This window comes from Pseudomonas sp. T8 (assembly GCF_024610635.1).
GTDB lineage: Bacteria > Pseudomonadota > Gammaproteobacteria > Pseudomonadales > Pseudomonadaceae > Aquipseudomonas > Aquipseudomonas chlororaphis_I.
Genome location: NZ_CP102374.1, coordinates 4,078,541 through 4,096,790, shown reverse-complemented (window position 1 = coordinate 4,096,790; position 18,250 = coordinate 4,078,541). Strand labels below are relative to the sequence as shown.

The following is an 18,250-nucleotide window of genomic DNA, read 5'->3' as shown; positions in this document are numbered from 1 at the left end:
GGTGTCTGGCCTGACAGCTTGACCGATACGGTCAGAACGCCAAGCGGGCTCGTTGACAGCAGTGGTTAGCGTAGACGCTGTTCCGCCAGTCGCCCGGGGTGATGGGGCGCCTTATGTCTGGCCGGATAAACAGCGATGCTGTGCTGGTAAAACGCGGGTGCAGGGGTAATTCATGGCGTTTCGCAGAGAGCCGCAATTGCTGGGTACGGCCGAGCCGGGCATCGCCCTTCGGCTGACGCGTGACACGCAGCGTCTGATCGCGCTGCTGCGGGCGTACTGGCTGCCGCCGATCCTGCTGCTGGCGGCGGCCACCCGCTTCTACGACCTGACCGCCGCGGCCATCTGGGGCGATGAAGGCTCCAGCCTGTTGCTCAGCCGCTACGGCCTGAGCGAGCTCTGGGTGCGCGCCGCCCATGACGTGCATCCACCGCTGTACTTCATGCTGCTGCGTGGCTGGATCGCGCTGTTTGGCGACGGCATCTTTGCCATTCGCAGTTTCAGCGCCTGGCCGGGGATCGTCTGTGTCGGCCTGGGGGTGTGGCTGGTGGCGCAGATCGCCAGCCGTCGCGCGGCGATCCTCGCCGGCTTCCTGCTGGCCCTGCTGCCCACCGCCGTGCGCTACAGCCAGGAAGTGCGCATGTATGCGTTGTTGGGGGTGTGGCTGCTCGGCGCCACCATCGCCCTGGTGTACTGGGTCAGGCAGCCCCGGCGTCAACGCTACCTGGTGTATTACACGCTGCTGATGAGCGCGGCGTTCTACACCCACTATTTCACCGCGCTCTGCGTGCTTGCCCACTGGTCGTACCTGTTGCTGCTGCGCCTGCACGCAACGCCGCCGAGCCGGGCGATCAACCGGCCGGCCTGGTGGCTGGCCAACGCTGCCATCGTCATGCTGTTCGCCCCCTGGCTGCCGGGGCTGGTGGACCTGCTGCAACATATCGACCAGCTGAAAGCCAGCGGCGACGTGGGTTGGGAGCCGTCGGTGGACTTTTCCTCGCTGCCCTCGATGGTCTGGCAACTGCTGACCCAGGACGATGGCGAAACCCGTTCCCCGCTGCTGTTCGCAGGCCTGCCGCTGCTGGTGCTGGGCGTCGCCGGAATGCTCGCCTGGCGTGACCGCTCGCCCTGGCGCTGGCACTGGTTGCTGGTGATCTACACCGCGCTGCCGCTGTTGCTGGTGTTTGCGGTGTCGTTCGTTTCGCCGGTGTTCATCGAGCGCTACCTGACGGCCTATGCCCTGGGCTTGCCGCTGATTTTTGCGATTGCGGTCGACCAACTGCTGGCGCAGGCCCGCGTGCTGGCGCTGGCGATCCTGTTGCTGTTCGGCGGGGCCGAGGTGGTCGGCCTGAACAACAACGCCACGGTGGATAGCAACGATCAGATCAGCGTGCTGGTGGACTACGTGAACCAGCGCTACGTGGCCGGCGACCGGATCGTCACCAGCGATCTGCTGTGGTACCTGAGCTACGTCTACTACAACCGTACCGATGCCCAGCCACTGCTCTACACCCCGCCCACGTCCGCCGGGGTCTCGACCCGACCCAATGCCTACGGCTTCGGCACCCTGATCGACCAGCAGGCCGACAGGGTTTACCTCGACCGGCTGTCGGCGTTGCCGGTGGGCAGTGGTCGCGTCTGGTTGATCGGCACGGCCGAGCAACCCGATGAGTTCGCCCCGCTGCCGGGGCAATGGCGAAAGGCCGGCGAATTCACTGCTGGCGGGGTCACGGCCCGGTTGTTGCTGATGTGCGGCACTGTGCAGGGCCAGGCGTCGGCGAAAGCGCTGTGTAGCCAGCCAGGGAAACCTGCTGGATAGACGCCTTGGGCGGTTTTTCGCAAAAAAAATCGGCCTGTGAACAGGCGGGTGACGAAAGGCAGGATTCAGGGCGGTCAGCGGCTTAATCGATTCATGTTCAGTCCCAGAGCAGCTGCTGTTTTTTTGAGCACAGATTTTTTGTGGTTTTGCTCCGAATTGATATCAAAGCACCACTGTTGGTTTTCTGACCTTGCACTACGCTTTTTCCGTAAATGGACTTATAGCTAGGGTGAAGGGATTGCCGCAGTTCCATTTTATTTCCGGTTTACCGCGCTCAGGGTCGACCCTGCTGTCCGCCATTCTGCTGCAGAACCCACGCTTTCACGCCGGCATGACCAGCCCGGTGGGGGCGCTGTTCAGCGGCATCCTCGAACAATGCAGCGCCGGCAGCGAATTCGGCGCGGTCATCGACCTCGACATGCGCCGCCGCTTGCTGCGCGGGCTGTTCGACTCCTACTACGCCGACAAGGCCGACAAACCGGTCATCTTCGATACCAACCGCCAGTGGTGCGCGCGCCTGCCGGCCTTGAAGGACTTGTTTCCCAAGGCCAGGACCATCGCCTGCGTGCGCAATGTCGCCTGGGTCATGGACAGCCTGGAACGGCTGTACCGGGCCAACCCCTTCGAAAACACCAAGCTGTTCGGCGATGCGGTCGAGCGCAATTCGGTCTACAGCCGCTGCGAAACCCTGGCCCAGCACAACCGCCTGGTGGGGTATGCCTGGACGGCCTTGAAAGAGGCCTATTACGGCGAAAACGCCGATTCGATGCTGATCGTCGACTACGACCTGCTGAGCCAGGCCCCGGAGCGGGTGATGCGGCTGATCTACGACTTTATCGGCGAACCCTGGTTCGAACACGATTTCGACAGCCTGGCCTACGACGCGCCCGAGTTCGACCAGGCGCTGGGGGTCGCGGGCCTGCACAAGGTCAAGGCGCGGGTGGCGCTGCAGTCGCGGCGCACGATCCTGCCGCCGGACCTGTTCGAGAAGTATGCGCAGCTGTCCTTCTGGAAAGACGGGGCATCCAGCGCCGCCAATGTCATTCGCATGAAATCCGACGCCGCGGTCCGTTGACCGCGGTTTTTCAATTCGCACCTTTCAGCACGTTCGAGTCCGGGTGAGCATCATGTGGTGGAGCAAAGGCAAGTCGCGGGTCAATCAGCGGGCCACCGGGCGGACGAATGCCCTGGCCTCACCGATGATCATGCCCCTGGAGCCGCGCATGCTGTTCGACGGCGCGGTGGCGGCGACGGTGGCCGAGGCCGTCCAGCCGGACAGCCACACCACCACGGAGGTGGCCAAGACGCCGACCGCCGCCGATCAGCCGAGCGTCAGCAAGGACACCCACGGCCAGGCCGATGCAGCGCCTGCCGCGACCCCGACCGCGGTGCCGGGGCTGACGGTGGTGTTCGTCGATTCGCGGGTCAAGGACGCCGACAGCCTGCTCCAGGGCCTGGCGTCCGGCACCCAGGTGGTGCAGCTGGGTGCGAACCAGGATGGCCTGCAGCAGATCGCCGATTACCTGGACCAGCATCAGGGGGTCAGTTCGGTGCAGATCATCGCCCACGGCAATGCCGGGGACCTGTGGCTGGGCAACAGCTACCTCTCGGCTGACAACGTCCAGGCGCGTAGCTCGGTGCTGGCGGACATCGGCCAGGACATGAACGCCGGCGGCGACATCCTGATCTACGGCTGCTACACCGCCGAGGGCGAGCGCGGCCTGAGTTTTGTCGATTCGCTGGCGCAACTGACCGGTCGCGACGTGGCCGCCTCCAGCGACCGCACCGGCGTGGGTGGCGACTGGGAACTGGAGATCGCCACCGGCACCATCGAAAGCGCCAATGTGCTGTCCACCCAGGCCATGCAGGATTATCAATGGGGGCTGGCGACCTGGACCGCCACCAACAACGCCAACACCGGCGTGGGTTCGTTGCGGGCGGCGCTGGCGTCGGCGCAGAACGGCGACATCGTCACCTTCAGCAGCGGCATGACGGTGCAGCTGACCTCCGAACTGCTGGTCAACAAGAACGTGACCATCGACGGCGACCTGAACAACGACGGCGCGGCGGACGTAATCCTCGACGGCCAGTACCGCACCCGGGTCATCGAAGTGGCCTCGGGCAGTACCGTGACCCTCGATGGCCTGGTGATTACCCGGGGCCTGGTCTCGGGCAACGGCGGCAACGGCGGGTATGGCGCGACCGGTGCCATGGCCGGGGGGATTTTCAACGCCGGCAATCTCACCCTCAACAACGTCACCGTGACCTCCAACGCGGCTTCGGGCGGCGGCGGTGGCGGCGGTGTCACCGGCGCGTTCTACGGCGGTGGCGGTGGTGGCGGTGGCGGGCTGGGTGGCCAGGGTGGCGGCCACGGCGGCTCCGCCGGCCCCGGCACCGGCACGCTGGGCGGCCAGGCTGGCAGCGCTGGCGTGGGCGGTTATGGCGGTGGCTACGATGCCACCCACATGGGCGGTCGCGGCGGTACCAGCACCGGCGGCGCGGGCGGTCTGGGCGTGTCCTACTACAGTAACGGCGGCAACGGCGCCACGGCCACCAACGGCACGATTTCCATCGGCGGCGGTGGTGGCGGCGCGGGTTGGGACAAGGTCGGCGGCGCGGGCGGCAATGCCGCCGGCGGTATCTACAACGCCTCCAGCGGCACCCTCACGGTGATCGGCACCTCGACCATCAGCAACAACATCGGCGCGGGCGGCGGCGGTGGCGGCGGTGGCGGCCAAGGCAGCAACGCCAGCAACGGCGGGATCGGCGGCCGGGGCGTCGGCGCAGTCTGGAACAAGGGCACCTTCCTGATCACCGCGGCCAACTTCGCCGCCCTGAGCGGCAACGCGGCGGCCAGTGGCGCCGGCGGCGTGGCGCTGGGGGGTGGCACGACCGGTACTTCACCGACTTCGTTCGCGACCATCTACAACGACGGCGGCATCCTCAACACCGCCTATGCACCACCGCCCACCGCGACCATAGTGGTCGCCGATACCACGTTGAGCATCGGCGAGACTTCGCTGGTGACCATCACTTTCTCCGAGGCGGTGACCGGTTTCACCAACGCCGACCTGACCATTGCCAACGGCACCTTGACCGCGGTGAGCAGCAGCGATGGCGGCATCACCTGGACCGCCACCTTCACCCCGACGTCGAGCATCACCGATACCAGCAACGTGATCACCCTGGATAACACCGGGGTGATCAATGGCCTTGGCACCGCCGGGGTCGGCACCACCAACTCCAACAACTACGTGGTCGATACCGTCCGGCCGACCGCCACCATTGTGGTCGCGGACAATGCCTTGCGAGTCGGTGAAACCTCGCTGGTGACCATCACCTTCAGCGAAGCGGTCAGCGGCCTCACCAACGCCGACCTGACTATCGCCAACGGCACCTTGACTGCGGTGAGCAGCAGCGACGGCGGCATCACCTGGACCGGCACCTTCACCCCGAGCGCCAGCATTACCGATACCACCAACCTGATCACCCTGGACAACACCGGCATCGCCGACCTGGCCGGCAACGCCGGCAGCGGCACCACCGATTCCAACAATTACGCGATCGATACCGTCCGCCCGACCGCGACCATCGTGGTCGCCGACAGCACCCTCACGGCGGGCGAGACGTCCCTGGTGACCATCACCTTCAGCGAGGCGGTCAGCGGCTTCACCAATGCCGACCTGAGCATCGCCAACGGCACCCTGACTACGGTGAGCAGCAGCGATGGCGGCATCACCTGGACCGCGACTTTCACCCCGACCGATGGCATCAGCGACGCCAGCAACCTGATCACCCTGAACAACACCGGCATTGCCGACCTGGCCGGTAATACGGGCAGCGGCACCACGGATTCGGGCAACTACGTGATCAACACCGCGCACCCGACGGCCACCATCGTGGTCGCCGACAATGCCTTGAGCATCGGTGAAACCTCGCTGGTGACCATCACCTTCTCCGAGGCGGTAACCGGGTTCACCAATGCCGACCTGACCATCGCCAACGGCACGCTGACCGCAGTGAGCAGCAGCGACGGCGGCATCACCTGGACCGCGACTTTCACCCCGACGTCGAGCATTACCGATACCAGCAACGTCATTACCTTGGACAACACCGGCGTACAGAACGCCGTGGGCAACCTGGGCCTGGGCACCACCAACTCGAACAATTACGCCATCGATACGGTGCGGCCGACCGCGACCATTGTGGTCGCCGACAGCGCGCTGAGAATCGGCGAAACCTCGCTGGTGACCATCACCTTCAGCGAAGCGGTGACGGGTTTCACCAACGCCGACCTGACCATCGCCAACGGCACCCTGACCGCGGTGAGCAGCAGCGATGGCGGCATCACCTGGACCGCGACCTTCACCCCGAGCGCCAGCATCAGCGATACGACCAACCTGATCACCCTGGACAACACCGGTATCGCCGACCAGGCCGGCAACGCCGGCAGCGGGACCACCGATTCCAACAACTACGCGATCGATACAGTGCGGCCGACCGCGACTATCGTGGTCGCCGACAGTGCTCTCAGCGCCGGTGAAACCTCGCTGGTGACCATCACTTTCAGCGAAGCAGTCAGCGGTTTTACCAACGCCGACCTGACCATCGCCAACGGCACCCTGACCGCGGTCAGCAGCAGCGATGGCGGCATCACCTGGACCGCGACTTTCACCCCGACCGTCGGTATCAACGATGTCAGCAACCTGATCACCCTGAACAACACCGGGGTCACCGACCTGGCCGGCAACACCGGCAGCGGCACCACCAACTCCAACAACTACAGCATCGACACCGTCCTGCCGACCGCGACCATAGTGGTGGCGGACAACGCCTTGAGGATCGGTGAAACCTCACTGGTGACCATCACCTTCAGCGAGGCAGTGAGCGGTTTCGACAACAGTGACCTGACGGTGGCCAACGGTACCTTGAGCACGGTGAGCAGCAGCGACGGTGGCATCACCTGGACCGCCACCTTCACCCCGACGTCGAGCATCACTGACACCAGCAACGTCATCACCCTGGACAACAGCGGCGTGACCAACGCCTCCGGCAATGCCGGCAGCGGCACCACCGACTCCAACAACTACGCCATCGATACGGTGCGGCCGACCGCGACCATCGTGGTCGCCGATACCGCGTTGAGAATCGGTGAAACCTCGCTGGTGACCATCACCTTCAGCGAGGCCGTCAGTGGCTTCACCAACGCCGACCTGACCATCGCCAACGGCACCCTGACCGCGGTGAGCAGCAGCGACGGTGGCGTCACCTGGACCGCCACCTTCACTCCGAGCGCCAGCATCGGCGACAGCAGCAACCTGATCACCCTGAACAACACGGGCATCGCCGACCTGGCCGGCAACGCCGGTAGCGGCACCACCGATTCCAACAATTACGCCATCGATACGGTGCGGCCGACCGCGACCATAGTGGTTGCCGACAGTGCTCTCAGCGCTGGCGAAACCTCGTTGGTGACCATTACCTTCAACGAAGCGGTGAGCGGCTTCACCAATGCTGACCTGAGCATCGCCAACGGCACCCTGACCGCGGTCAGCAGCAGCGATGGCGGCATCACCTGGACCGCCACCTTCACTCCGACCGTCGGCATCGCCGATGCCAGCAACCTGATTACCCTGAACAACACCGGAGTCACCGATCTGGCTGGCAACACCGGCAGCGGCACCACCAACTCCAACAACTACAGCATCGACACCGTCCTGCCGACGGCGACCATAGTGGTCGCCGACAACGCCCTGAAGATCGGTGAAACCTCACTGGTGACTATCACCTTCAGCGAGGCAGTAAGCGGTTTCAGCAATGCCGACCTGACTATCGCCAACGGCACGCTGAGCGCGGTCAGCAGCAGCGACGGTGGTATCACCTGGACCGCCACCTTCACCCCGACGTCGAGCATCACTGACACCAGCAATGTCATCACCCTGGACAACAGCGGGGTGACCAACGCCTCGGGCAACGCCGGCAGCGGCACCACTGACTCCAACAACTATGCGATCGACACCGTCCGCCCGACCGCGACCATAGTGGTCGCCGACAGCGCCCTGGGCGTGGGCCAGACCAGTACCGTGACCATCACCTTCAGCGAGGCGGTGACCGGCTTTACCCTGGCCGACCTGACCGTTGCCAACGGTACGTTGAGTGGCTTGAGCACCAGCGACAACATCACCTACACGGCCACCCTCACCCCGACGGCCGGCATCACCGACAACAGCAACCTGATCACCCTGGACAACACCGGGGTGACGGATGGGGCCGGCAACACCGGCAGCGGCACCACCGACTCCAACAACTACGCCATCGACAGCCTGGGTCCGAATGCCACCATCGTTCTCTCCGACTCGACCCTCAAGGCCGGCGAAACCGCGGTGGTGACCATCACCTTCAGTGAAGCAGTGAGCGGTTTCGACAACAGCGACCTGACGGTGGCCAATGGCACGCTGAGCGCGGTCAGCAGCAGCGACGGCGGTATCACCTGGACCGCCACCTTCACCCCGACGGCGGGCATCACCGACCTGAGCAACCTGATCACCCTGAACAACACCGGCATCACCGACGTGGCCGGCAACAGCGGTACCGGGACCACCAACTCAGCCAACTACAGCATCGAAACCGTGGTGCCGACCGCCACCATCGTGATCGCCGACACGGCCTTGAAGGCCGGCGAAACCTCGCTGGTGACCATCACCTTCAGTGAGGCGGTCAGTGGTTTCGACAACAGCGACCTGAGCATCGCCAACGGCACCTTGAGTGCGCTGAGCAGCAGCGACGGTGGTGTCACCTGGACCGCCACCTTCACCCCGGCAGTCGGTATCGCCGATACCAGCAACGTCATCACCCTGAACAACAGCGGCGTGATCAATGTCTCGGGGAATACGGGCAGCGGCACCACCGATTCGAACAACTACGTCATCGACACGGCGCGCCCAACCGCGACCATAGTGGTGGCCAATCCGATCCTGCCGATCGGCGAAACCAGCCTGGTGACCATCACCTTCAGCGAGGCGGTCAGCGGTTTCGACAACAGCGACCTGACGGTGAGCAACGGCACCCTGAGCGCGGTCAGCAGCAGCGACGGCGGCATCACCTGGACCGCGACCTTCACCCCGAACGTCAACGTCAGCGACGCCACCAACCTGATCACCCTCAACAACAGCGGGGTCAGTGACGCGGCGGGCAACGCCGGCAGCGGCAGCACCGACTCGAACAATTTCATCATCGACACCGGGCGGCCGACCGCCACCATCGTGCTGGCCGACACGGCCCTGAAAGCGGGCGAAACCACCACGGTGACCATCACCTTCAGCGAGGCGATCAGCGGCTTCACCAACTCGGACCTGACGGTGGCCAACGGTACCCTGGGGGCCCTGAGCAGCAGCGATGGCGGGGTTACCTGGACCGCCACCTTTACCCCGGCCATCAACATCAGCGACAGCAGCAATCAGATCACCCTGAACAACGCCGGAGTGATAGACGCCGTCGGCAACACCGGCAGCGGCACCACCGACTCGGCCAACTACGTCATCGATACCGTGCGCCCCACCGCTACCGTGGTGGTCGCCAACCCGATGCTGGCGGCGGGCGACACGTCCCTGGTGACCATCACCTTCAGCAAGGCGGTCAGCGGTTTCGACAACAGCGACCTGACGGTGACTAACGGCACCTTGAGCGCGGTCAGCAGTAGCGATGGCGGCATCACCTGGACCGCGACCTTCACACCGAACACCAACGTCAGCGATACGAGCAACCTGATCACCCTCAACAACAGTGGGGTCAGCGATGCCTCGGGCAATACCGGGCTGGGCAGCACGGATTCGAACAATTACCTGATCGATACCCAGCGGCCGACCGCGACCATCGTGGTCGCCAACAGCAGCCTCGGCGTGGGCCAGACCAGCGGCGTGACCATCACCTTCAGCGAAGCGGTGAGCGGCTTCACCAACTCGGACCTGACGGTGGCCAACGGCACACTGAGCGCCTTGAGCAGCAGCGACGGCGGCCGGACCTGGACCGCGACCCTGACGCCAACCGTCAATATCAGCGATACCAGCAACCTGGTCACCCTGAACAACAGCGGGGTGAGCGACGCATTCGGCAATACCGGCAGCGGCAGCACCGACTCCAACAACTACGCGATCAACACCGTGCCGGCGACCAACCCAGCCACGGAGCTGCCGGTGGGCGATCCGGAATTCCGTTCGAGCGACCCGGTGGTTCCGCCGCTGCCGCCTTATGTGCCGCTGCAGCCCACGGTCACCACGCCACCGGTTGGCGACCTGGGCTCGCCATTGGCCTTCGCGCCACTGTTCGAGCAGCGGGTGCTGGGCGATGGCATCCGGCCGTTGGGGGATATTTTCATCAATCACGGGGCCCTGGCGCCGAGCTTCATTGCCCAGGTATTTGGCAGCAGCGATCCCGGTGGCGACGGTAATGGCCATGGTTTCCTCGGCTTCGGTGGCGGCGATGGCGGGGTGTTCAGCCAAAGCACGCTGTCGGTGCTGTTCGGCCAGGACTCCACTGAGGACGGCGGTTCGCTGAAGTCCTTCGGCGACAAGCCCAAGGCCGGCGATCTTTCCCAGGGCGGGCGCGGGGTGTTCGGGGCACCGTCGCTGACCCAGCAATTGCAAGTGATGCAAGACATGGAGCAACGGCCGATCCGCGATCTGGCCAAGGCATTCGAACAGGCCGGCATCAGCGCAATGCAGGCCTGAAACAAGACATAAATACGATGCGGCACCCAGGGGCGAGACAAGGATGAATAAAAGTCAGAAGTTGTTCGGGGTCAGCTTGTTGGCGCTGACGGTCAGTGGTTGTGCCGTCAGCAGTAAACCGATTGAACGCAGTGCCAGCGAGCAGCGCGCCAGGAGCGACCTGCAGAGCATGTACAAGGATCAGGAGCCGCTGAGCGGCCCGCTGACCCTGCACCAGGCCATGGCCCGGGCAGTGAAATACAACCTCGAGGGCCGGTTGAAAATCATGGAAGAGGCCCTGGCCAAGCGCCAACTGGACCTCGCCAGTTTCGACATGCTGCCGCGCATGGCCCTCTCCGCCGGCTACGTGGGGCGCAACAACGTCAGCGCCTCCAGCAGCCAGAGCGTGGAAACCGGTACCCAGTCCCTGGAACCCTCGACCTCCCAGGATCGGGACCGCAGAGTGGCCGACCTGACCATGGTCTGGAACGTGCTGGACTTCGGCGTCAGCTACATCAACGCCAAGCAGCAAGGCGACCAGCGGCTGATCGTCCAGGAGCGCCGGCGCAAGGTGATCAACACCATTGTCCAGGACGTGCGCTCGGCCTATTGGCGGGCGGTGGCGGCCGAACGCCTGCTCAAGCAGATCGACAGCCTCGCAGGTCGGGTCGAGCAGGCCCGCGGCAACAGCCAGAGCATGAGCGAGCAGCGTATCGGCGACCCGGTGCAGGCCCTGGCCTACCAGCGTTCGCTGATCGAGGCCACCCGCCAGCTGGAGGAGCAGCGCCGGGCGTTATCCCTGGCCAAGACCGAGCTGTCGACCCTGATCAACCTGCCCATGGGCACCCAGCTGACCCTGGCGACCACCGACGATTACCCGGTGCCGGAACTCAAGGTCGATATGGCCCGCCTCGAACACGAGGCCCTGACCAGCCGCCCGGAACTGCGCGAGCAGGATTACCAGAGCCGTATCAGCGCCGCGGAAACCCGCAAGGCCATGCTGCGCCTGCTGCCGGGCCTGGAGTTCTCGGCCGGTGGGCACTACGACAGCAACTCGTTTCTGGTCAACGACAAGTGGGCCGACTACGGGGTGAAGGTCACCTGGAACCTGTTCAACGTGCTCTCCGCGCCGGCGGCCATCGACACCGCCAAGGCCGGTGAAGACGTCGCCGCGGCCCGTCGCCAGGCCATGTCCATCGCGGTGCTGGCCCAGGTCTATGTGGCCAACGCCAACTACCGCGACGCGTTGCGCCAGTTCAAGACCAGCCAGGAGCTGGCGGACATCGACGGGCAGATCGTCGGCCAGCTGCGCAACCGCTACCAGGCCAATGGCATTGGCGAGCTGGACCTGATCCAGGGCGAGCTGAACACCTTGCAGGCGGACCTGCGGCGCGACCTGGCCTATGCCGACCTGCGCAACGCCTATGGGCAGATCTTCGCCAGTGCCGGGCTCGACCCGTTGCCCAACGAGGTGCAGTCGACCCAGGTGCAGTCCATCGCCTCGGCGCTGGCCAGCCGCGAGGCCGACTGGGCGGCGGGCAACATCAGCACGCCGGTGGCCCATGCCCAAAGACAATAATCTGCAGGCGCCCCAGGCCAGCGTCAGCCGGGCCCAGCGCGAGGCGCGCAATGGTCATCGCGGGGTGGCGATCCTGCTGACCGGCCTGCCGGCGGCGGGCAAGTCGACCCTGGCCCAGGCGCTGCAGGCCGGGCTGTTCCAGCACGGCCGGCAGAGCCTGGTGCTGGACGGCGATGCCTTGCGCGGCGGCCTGAACCGCGACCTGGGGTTCGCCGAGGCCGACCGCCGGGAAAACATCCGCCGCGCCAGCGAGCTGGCGGCCTTGCTGGTGGACAACGGGCAGATCGTGATCCTGGCGATGATCGCCCCGCTGATCGAGCAGCGCGAGCTGTTCGCCCGGCGCCTGGGTGAGGACTACCTGGAGGTCTGGTGCAGCGCTTCGCTGGCGGTCTGTGAACAGCGCGACCCCAAGGGCCACTACGCCCGCGCCCGCAGCGGCGAGTTGCCGGGGTTCACCGGTATCTCGGCACCCTATGAGCCACCACGGGCCGCGCTGGAGCTGGACACCGGCACCCAGTCGATCGACGACTGCCAGCGGCAATTGCTCGGCTGGCTGGTCGAGCGCAAGGTGCTGCCTGCCTCATGAGCCGCCCGGCGTTCGCCCGGCTGCCGGTCAGCGTGGATCTGCCGCGGCTGTTGCGCGCCCTGGCGCGCATCGACGCGAGTGCCTGGCAGGGCCACTTCAACGGCGGCTATTACGAAGGCGACTGGAGCGGCGTGGCCTTGATCTCGGCGGTGGATGCGCCCTCCGAACTGGCGCCGGGCAAGGGCCGGCCGGTACAGCGCGAGCCCTGGCGGCAGGACCCGGACTGGCAACAGGCATTGCGCCACCTGCCCTTGCAGATCGTTTCGGCGCGCCTGCTGCGGCTGGGCCCGGGGGCGCGCATTCATGAACACCGCGACTACGACCTGGGCGGCCAGGACGCCGACCTGCGCTTGCATATCCCCTTGCTCAGCCCGCCGCGGGTGGACTTCCTGCTCGACGGGCGGCGCATGCCGATGCTGGCGGGGGAGTGCTGGTTTCTCGACCTGTCGCGCCCGCACCGTGTGGACAACCACGACAGCCAGGAACGCATTCACCTGGTGATCGATTGTCGCCCCGACTCCTGGCTGGAGCAGATGATTGCCGACGGTGCGCCGACCACGCCGACGCCTGGCCTGGGCCGCGCTGCCGTGGACTTCGCCCGGTTCTGTCGGTTGCTCGAAGAGGACCCCGCGCTGTGCCAGGCCTTGCAGGCGCTGAACGACAGCGAAGCCTTCATCGAGCGCACCCTGGCCCTGGCGGCGGAGCGCGGCCTGGCGTTCACCCGCGAAGACCTGCGTTCGGCCATGCGCCAGGGGCGGCGCCTGTGGAATGAACAATGGACGGCCTGAACCTGCACGGCTGGTTGCCGATCCGCATTTGGCAGCCGCGTGACGAGTGGCGGGTCGACTGGTGCTGGTTCGGCGACAGGCCGCTGTCGCAGCCGTTTTTCCGCGAGGCGGTCGAAGAGGCCCTGCGCCTGCCGTTCAATCAGGCGTTCCGGCGCCAGACGCCGTTGTCTGCCCTGACCGAATGGCGCCAACGTAGCCCGGGCCTGGCTCCCAGCGCCTTTATCTTCCACGCCTCGCGCTGCGGCTCGACCCTGGCCAGCCAGATGCTGGCTCATCTGGACGATCACATCGTGGTGTCCGAACCGCCGCCGCTGGATACCTTGCTGCGCAGCTCGCTGGCGCCACGGGAGAGGGCTGCCGCGCTGGTGGGCTTGCTGTCGGCCTATGGGCAGGTGCGCCGCGGCAGTGAGCAGCGGCTGGTGATCAAGCTCGATGCCTGGAACATCGGTGAGCTGCCGCTGCTGCGCCAGTGCTTCGTCGATACGCCGTGGTTGTTTCTGTATCGCGAGCCGCTGGAAATCGCCGTATCGCATCTGCGCCGCGCCGGCATGCACATGACGCCGGGCCTGATCGGGCCTAGCGCCTTGGACGACGGCGAGCCTTTCCAGGACCGGGAAAGCTGGATCGCCCGGCGTCTGGGGCGCTTGTTGCAACTGGGGCTGGAGCACTGCCGCGAACACCATGGCCTGGTGCTGAACTACAGCGAATTGCCCGCCGCCATGGACGGCCATCTGGGCGATTTTTTCGGCCTGAGCGCCGAGCAACGCCGGACGGCATTCGCCTGTGTCGGCCAGCATGCCAAGCAGCCGGCCCAGGCCTTTGTCGATGACCGCCAGGGCAAGCAGCAACAGGCTTCAGCCCGGCTGCGGGAGCAGCTGGAGCACTGGGCGCAGGCGCCTTACGCAGCGCTGGAGCAGTGGCGCAGCTGCGCGGTCCCGCAACCCCGGCTCAGTTCTTCGGCGACAACTCCGCCATGCCCTTGAGGAATTCGATGGGCAGCGGGAAAACGATGGTCGAGCTTTTATCACCGGCAATCGCGCTCAGGGTCTGCATGTAACGCAGCTGCATGGCGCCGGGCTGGCGGCCGAGCATTTCGGCGGCCTGCATGAGCTTTTCCGAGGCCTGCAATTCGCCTTCGGCGTGGATCACCTTGGCCCGGCGTTCCCGTTCGGCTTCGGCCTGTTTGGCAATGGCGCGGATCATCGATTCGTTGAGGTCGACGTGCTTGATCTCGACGTTCGCCACCTTGATGCCCCAGGCGTCGGTCTGGGCGTCCAGCACCTGCTGGATATCGGCGTTCAGGCGTTCGCGCTCGGCCAGCAGCTCGTCCAGCTCGTGCTTGCCCAGCACCGCGCGCAGGGTGGTCTGGGCCAGTTGGCTGGTGGCCATGAGGAAGTCCTCGACCTGGATAATCGCCTTCTGCGAGTCCAGCACACGGAAGTACAGCACGGCGTTGACCTTGACCGAGACGTTGTCGCGGGTGATCACATCCTGGGGCGGCACGTCGAGCACCACGGTGCGCAAGTCGACGCGGACCATCTGCTGGACGACCGGAATCAGCAGGACCAGCCCGGGCCCCTTGACCCGCCAGAAGCGCCCCAGTTGGAACACCACCCCGCGCTCGTATTCGCGCAGGATGCGAAACGTCGAGACCGCCAGCGCCAACAGCAGCGCCAGCAGCGCGCCAAAACCCAATTCCAGACCCATTTCATCCTCCTCGCGGCGCGGCCTCGGCCGTCGTCACTTCCAGAAGCAGCCCCTTGCGCGCCACCACCCGAACCCGTTGCCCGGTTTGCAGCGGTGTCGCGCTCAGGACCTGCCAGTGTTCGCCCTGCAACAGCACCCAGCCGTTGTAAGGGTTGCCCGTTTGCACCGCGGTGATCGCCGTTATGCTGCCCACCAGCCCCGCGTCGCCAGCCACCTGCTGGCGTTGTCGCGCACGCACCGCCATGCTCGCCAGCGTCGCCAGGAGCAGCGCACTGATTACCGCCAGGCTGACGATGAGCGGCAGGGGAATGCCATAGCCCGGGACATCGGTGTCCATCAGGATCACCGCGCCGACCACAAAGGAGACGATGCCGCCGAAGCCGATGACGCCGAAGGTCGGTAGAAAAGCTTCGGCGACCATGAAGGCGATGCCCAGCAGGATCAGGGCCACGCCGGCGTAGTTCACCGGCAGCAACTGCAAGGCATACAGACCGAGCAGCAGGCAGATGCCGCCGAGCACGCCGGGCACCGCGGTGCCCGGGTTGACGAACTCGAAGAACAGCCCGTAGATGCCGATCATCATCAGGATCAGCGCGACGCTGGGGTGGGTGATGACTGACAGCAGCTGCGTGCGCCAGTCCGGGTCGTGATGGATCACCGCCGCGCCCAGGGTATGCAGCTGCACCGCCTGGCCGGCGGCGATGAGGAACTTGCCGTCGAGTTGCCTGAGCAGGCCGTTCAGGTCATCCGCGACATAGTCGACCACCTTCAGCTTCAAGGCTTCCTGGGCCGGCAGGCTGACGGCCTCGCGCACGGCCTGTTCCGCCCATTCGGCGTTGCGCCCGCGCAATTGCGCCAGGCCGCGGATATAGGCCGCGGCGTCGTTGATCTGTTTCTGGCTGAGGGTGTCGGGTTCCGGTTCCGGGTTCTTGTCCGAGCGTGGCGCGGCGGGCGGGTTGCCGCCCGGGTCGGGCTGCCCCGGCATGCCGACCCGCACCGGGGTGGCGGCCCCGAGGTTGGTGCCCGGGGCCATGGCGGCGATATGGCTGGCATACAGGATGTAGGTGCCGGCGCTGGCGGCGCGGGCGCCACTGGGGGCGACGTAACTGGCCACCGGCACCGGGCTGGCGAGGATCGCCTTGATGATCGAGCGCATCGAGGTGTCGAGACCGCCGGGGGTGTCGATGCCCAGCACCACCAGTTGGGCCTGTTCGTCGGCAGCCTTGTCCAGGCCGCGCACCACGTAGTCGGCGCTGGCGGGGCTGATCACATCGTTGACGGTGAGCACCACCACTGGCTTCACGGCCTGGGCGTGCCCGGTCGGCAGGCCGATCAGCACACCCAGCAGCAGCCCCTTCAGTGTCGCCCGCCACCCACGCTCGTTCATCCGACCCTCCTGGAGAGTCATGTGCCTCGGTTGCCAGCCGTTCGCTGGCTTTGTCCTTGAGTCTAGTAGAGCGTGGGATTGAGCAAATTTTGAACAACCTCATGCTCGCGTGCCGTTCGGAAGTTCGTCAGTGGGCGAGGGCGGCGCGGCCTAGACTTTGGGGAGGGAGTGACAGTCGTTAACCCATCGTCCTGCAAAGCCGTTCAGGACACCGAGGTGCATCATGCGTATGGCAAAAACCGTGCAACGCAGCCTGGAACAGGCGCATTGCGATTTTGACGTGGTGGCTCATCCACATTCGTCGAGCAGCCTGGAGACCGCCCGGGTCGCGGGAGTTCCCGCCGAACGCGTGGCCAAGTCGGTGATCCTCGACGACAGTCACGGCCACTACCTGATGGCCGTGCTGCCGGCCAGCCGCCACCTGGATCTGAGCAAGGTGCGCGGCAGCAACGAATGGCAGATCACCCGGGAAAGCACCCTGGCGCATCTGTTCAACGATTGCGAACGCGGCGCGGTACCGGCCCTGGGCGAATCCTATGGGCTGGACGTGGTGATCGATCCGATGCTGACCCGGCAGAAAGACATCTACCTGGAAGCCGGCAACCACAACAACCTGGTGCATCTGAGCATGGACGAGTACCTGAAAATGGTGCCTCATGCCGAGGTGTGCGAGGTCAGCTACTAGCGCCGTCGGTGCCTGTAGCGACCCTTTGCTGGTTGGCCCGCTCCTGCAGGCTGTTTCTGCAGGAGCGCGGCTGCACGCGATCGACTGCGCGGCAGTCGTCCGACATTCCCGACCCATTCAGGAGCCCCCCATGGAATCCCCATCCCACAGCCTGCCTGCCCTGTTCAAACAACTCGGCCTGTCCGACGACCCCGTGGACATCGACCGTTTCATCGCCACCCATTCACCGCTCAAGCCGGAACTGCACCTGGCGGATGCCTTCTTCTGGACCCCCAGCCAGGCGGATTTCCTGCGCGACGAGATCCTCGACGACGCCGACTGGGCGGAAGTGGTGGATCAGCTGGATGTGTTGTTGAGGAAGGGGCGGGGGGGTTGAGGCAAGTGGATTGATGTCGTCATGTAAATAGACCAGAATTAAGACCAAATTAGAGGTCTTAATTATGCAAAGCGTATTGGCTGATAAAGCTGTCAGCGTGTCTGAACTGAAAAAAAATCCTTCGGCTGTCCTGAACGGCGCACAGGGTGGTGCGGTTGCGGTGCTCAATCACAACCGGGTCATGGGCTATATGGTCCCGGCCGACGTGTTTGAAGCCATGATGGAGCGTCTTGACGATCTTGAACTGGCGGAGATTGTCCGTGCCCGTCGTCACGAGACCCCGGTCCCGGTAAATCTGGATGACTTATAAGCTCCAGTTTCTGCCTTCGGCGCGCAAGGAATGGGACAAGCTCGGTCATACCCTGCGCGAGCAATTCAAGAAGAAGCTGGCCGAGCGCCTGGAAATGCCGCGGGTGCCCGCGGACGCCCTTCACGGTATGGCGGACTGCTACAAGATCAAGCTCAAGGCCTCTGGCTATCGCCTGGTTTACCAAGTGATCGAGGATCAGGTCGTGGTTTCGGTGGTGGCCGTGGGCAAACGTGAATGCAGTGCCGTGTATGAGCGGGCACGAAAGCGCTGAGGCGTTTTACGGTCAATGGTCGTTCAATTGTTTCAAAACT

General features: G+C 65.1%; 13 protein-coding genes. 11 read left to right on the top strand and 2 right to left on the bottom strand.

Annotated elements, in window-relative coordinates; translation table 11 throughout:
• The first annotated feature begins 172 nt into the window (after positions 1–172).
• From NRG23_RS18375 to NRG23_RS18345, 7 genes are all read left to right on the top strand, one after another.
• Positions 173–1,816 (top strand): glycosyltransferase family 39 protein, encoded by a 1,644-nt coding sequence (locus tag NRG23_RS18375; RefSeq protein WP_257371573.1) that lies wholly within the window; start codon positions 173–175, stop codon positions 1,814–1,816.
• A gap of 229 nt (positions 1,817–2,045) precedes the next feature.
• Positions 2,046–2,891: a sulfotransferase gene (locus NRG23_RS18370; protein WP_009046345.1), complete on the top strand. Its 846-nt coding sequence runs from the start codon at positions 2,046–2,048 to the stop codon at positions 2,889–2,891.
• A 148-nt stretch (positions 2,892–3,039) separates the two neighbouring features.
• Positions 3,040–10,542 carry an Ig-like domain-containing protein gene (locus tag NRG23_RS18365; protein ID WP_373922262.1) on the top strand — a complete coding sequence of 2,501 codons (7,503 nt, stop codon included), beginning with the start codon at positions 3,040–3,042 and terminating at the stop codon, positions 10,540–10,542.
• Between the two features lie 43 nt (positions 10,543–10,585).
• Positions 10,586–12,100 carry a TolC family protein gene (locus tag NRG23_RS18360; RefSeq protein WP_053267975.1) on the top strand — a complete coding sequence of 505 codons (1,515 nt, stop codon included), beginning with the start codon at positions 10,586–10,588 and terminating at the stop codon, positions 12,098–12,100.
• Entirely contained in the window at positions 12,084–12,686 is a 603-nt protein-coding gene (gene cysC, locus NRG23_RS18355) for an adenylyl-sulfate kinase (protein WP_016705001.1), read from the top strand. Before NRG23_RS18360 ends, cysC begins: the two co-directional genes overlap by 17 nt.
• Positions 12,683–13,474 (top strand): aspartyl/asparaginyl beta-hydroxylase domain-containing protein, encoded by a 792-nt coding sequence (locus NRG23_RS18350; protein ID WP_038630328.1) that lies wholly within the window; start codon positions 12,683–12,685, stop codon positions 13,472–13,474. Before cysC ends, NRG23_RS18350 begins: the two co-directional genes overlap by 4 nt.
• Positions 13,462–14,457 carry a sulfotransferase family protein gene (locus NRG23_RS18345; RefSeq protein WP_257371566.1) on the top strand — a complete coding sequence of 332 codons (996 nt, stop codon included), beginning with the start codon at positions 13,462–13,464 and terminating at the stop codon, positions 14,455–14,457. Before NRG23_RS18350 ends, NRG23_RS18345 begins: the two co-directional genes overlap by 13 nt.
• Here NRG23_RS18345 and NRG23_RS18340 read toward each other — a convergent pair.
• Positions 14,423–15,181, bottom strand: a complete 759-nt coding sequence (locus NRG23_RS18340) for a slipin family protein (RefSeq protein ID WP_009046352.1) — start codon at positions 15,179–15,181, stop codon at positions 14,423–14,425. The genes NRG23_RS18345 and NRG23_RS18340 overlap by 35 nt on opposite strands.
• A gap of 1 nt (position 15,182) precedes the next feature.
• Positions 15,183–16,568, bottom strand: a complete 1,386-nt coding sequence (locus NRG23_RS18335; protein ID WP_009046353.1) for a nodulation protein NfeD — start codon at positions 16,566–16,568, stop codon at positions 15,183–15,185.
• Positions 16,569–16,791: 223 nt separating this feature from the next.
• On the opposite strand from NRG23_RS18335, the gene NRG23_RS18330 reads away from it, so the two are divergent.
• The 4 genes from NRG23_RS18330 to NRG23_RS18315 all read left to right on the top strand — a co-directional run bounded on the left by NRG23_RS18330 (position 16,792) and on the right by NRG23_RS18315 (position 18,210).
• Positions 16,792–17,253 carry an aminoacyl-tRNA deacylase gene (locus NRG23_RS18330; protein WP_016705004.1) on the top strand — a complete coding sequence of 154 codons (462 nt, stop codon included), beginning with the start codon at positions 16,792–16,794 and terminating at the stop codon, positions 17,251–17,253.
• A gap of 130 nt (positions 17,254–17,383) precedes the next feature.
• Positions 17,384–17,629, top strand: coding sequence for a DUF2789 domain-containing protein (locus NRG23_RS18325; protein WP_009046355.1), 246 nt, complete (start codon positions 17,384–17,386; stop codon positions 17,627–17,629).
• Between the two features lie 64 nt (positions 17,630–17,693).
• On the top strand, positions 17,694–17,939 hold the full coding sequence (locus tag NRG23_RS18320; RefSeq protein WP_009046356.1) for a type II toxin-antitoxin system Phd/YefM family antitoxin: 246 nt from the start codon (positions 17,694–17,696) through the stop codon (positions 17,937–17,939).
• Positions 17,929–18,210 carry a type II toxin-antitoxin system RelE/ParE family toxin gene (locus tag NRG23_RS18315; protein ID WP_257371562.1) on the top strand — a complete coding sequence of 94 codons (282 nt, stop codon included), beginning with the start codon at positions 17,929–17,931 and terminating at the stop codon, positions 18,208–18,210. Before NRG23_RS18320 ends, NRG23_RS18315 begins: the two co-directional genes overlap by 11 nt.
• The last annotated feature ends 40 nt before the right edge of the window (positions 18,211–18,250 follow it).

Bases quoted from the DNA above. Each gene is read 5' to 3' on its own strand.
- NRG23_RS18360 (WP_053267975.1), top strand. From the start codon at position 10,586: ATGAATAAAAGTCAGAAGTTGTTCGGGGTCAGCTTGTTGGCGCTGACG.
- NRG23_RS18350 (WP_038630328.1), top strand. From the start codon at position 12,683: ATGAGCCGCCCGGCGTTCGCCCGGCTGCCGGTCAGCGTGGATCTGCCG.
- NRG23_RS18330 (WP_016705004.1), top strand. From the start codon at position 16,792: ATGCGTATGGCAAAAACCGTGCAACGCAGCCTGGAACAGGCGCATTGC.
- NRG23_RS18320 (WP_009046356.1), top strand. From the start codon at position 17,694: ATGCAAAGCGTATTGGCTGATAAAGCTGTCAGCGTGTCTGAACTGAAA.
- NRG23_RS18345 (WP_257371566.1), top strand. From the start codon at position 13,462: ATGGACGGCCTGAACCTGCACGGCTGGTTGCCGATCCGCATTTGGCAG.
- NRG23_RS18325 (WP_009046355.1), top strand. From the start codon at position 17,384: ATGGAATCCCCATCCCACAGCCTGCCTGCCCTGTTCAAACAACTCGGC.
- NRG23_RS18340 (WP_009046352.1), bottom strand. From the start codon at position 15,181: ATGGGTCTGGAATTGGGTTTTGGCGCGCTGCTGGCGCTGCTGTTGGCG.
- NRG23_RS18375 (WP_257371573.1), top strand. From the start codon at position 173: ATGGCGTTTCGCAGAGAGCCGCAATTGCTGGGTACGGCCGAGCCGGGC.
- NRG23_RS18335 (WP_009046353.1), bottom strand. From the start codon at position 16,568: ATGAACGAGCGTGGGTGGCGGGCGACACTGAAGGGGCTGCTGCTGGGT.
- cysC (WP_016705001.1), top strand. From the start codon at position 12,084: ATGCCCAAAGACAATAATCTGCAGGCGCCCCAGGCCAGCGTCAGCCGG.
- NRG23_RS18315 (WP_257371562.1), top strand. From the start codon at position 17,929: ATGACTTATAAGCTCCAGTTTCTGCCTTCGGCGCGCAAGGAATGGGAC.
- NRG23_RS18365 (WP_373922262.1), top strand. From the start codon at position 3,040: ATGCTGTTCGACGGCGCGGTGGCGGCGACGGTGGCCGAGGCCGTCCAG.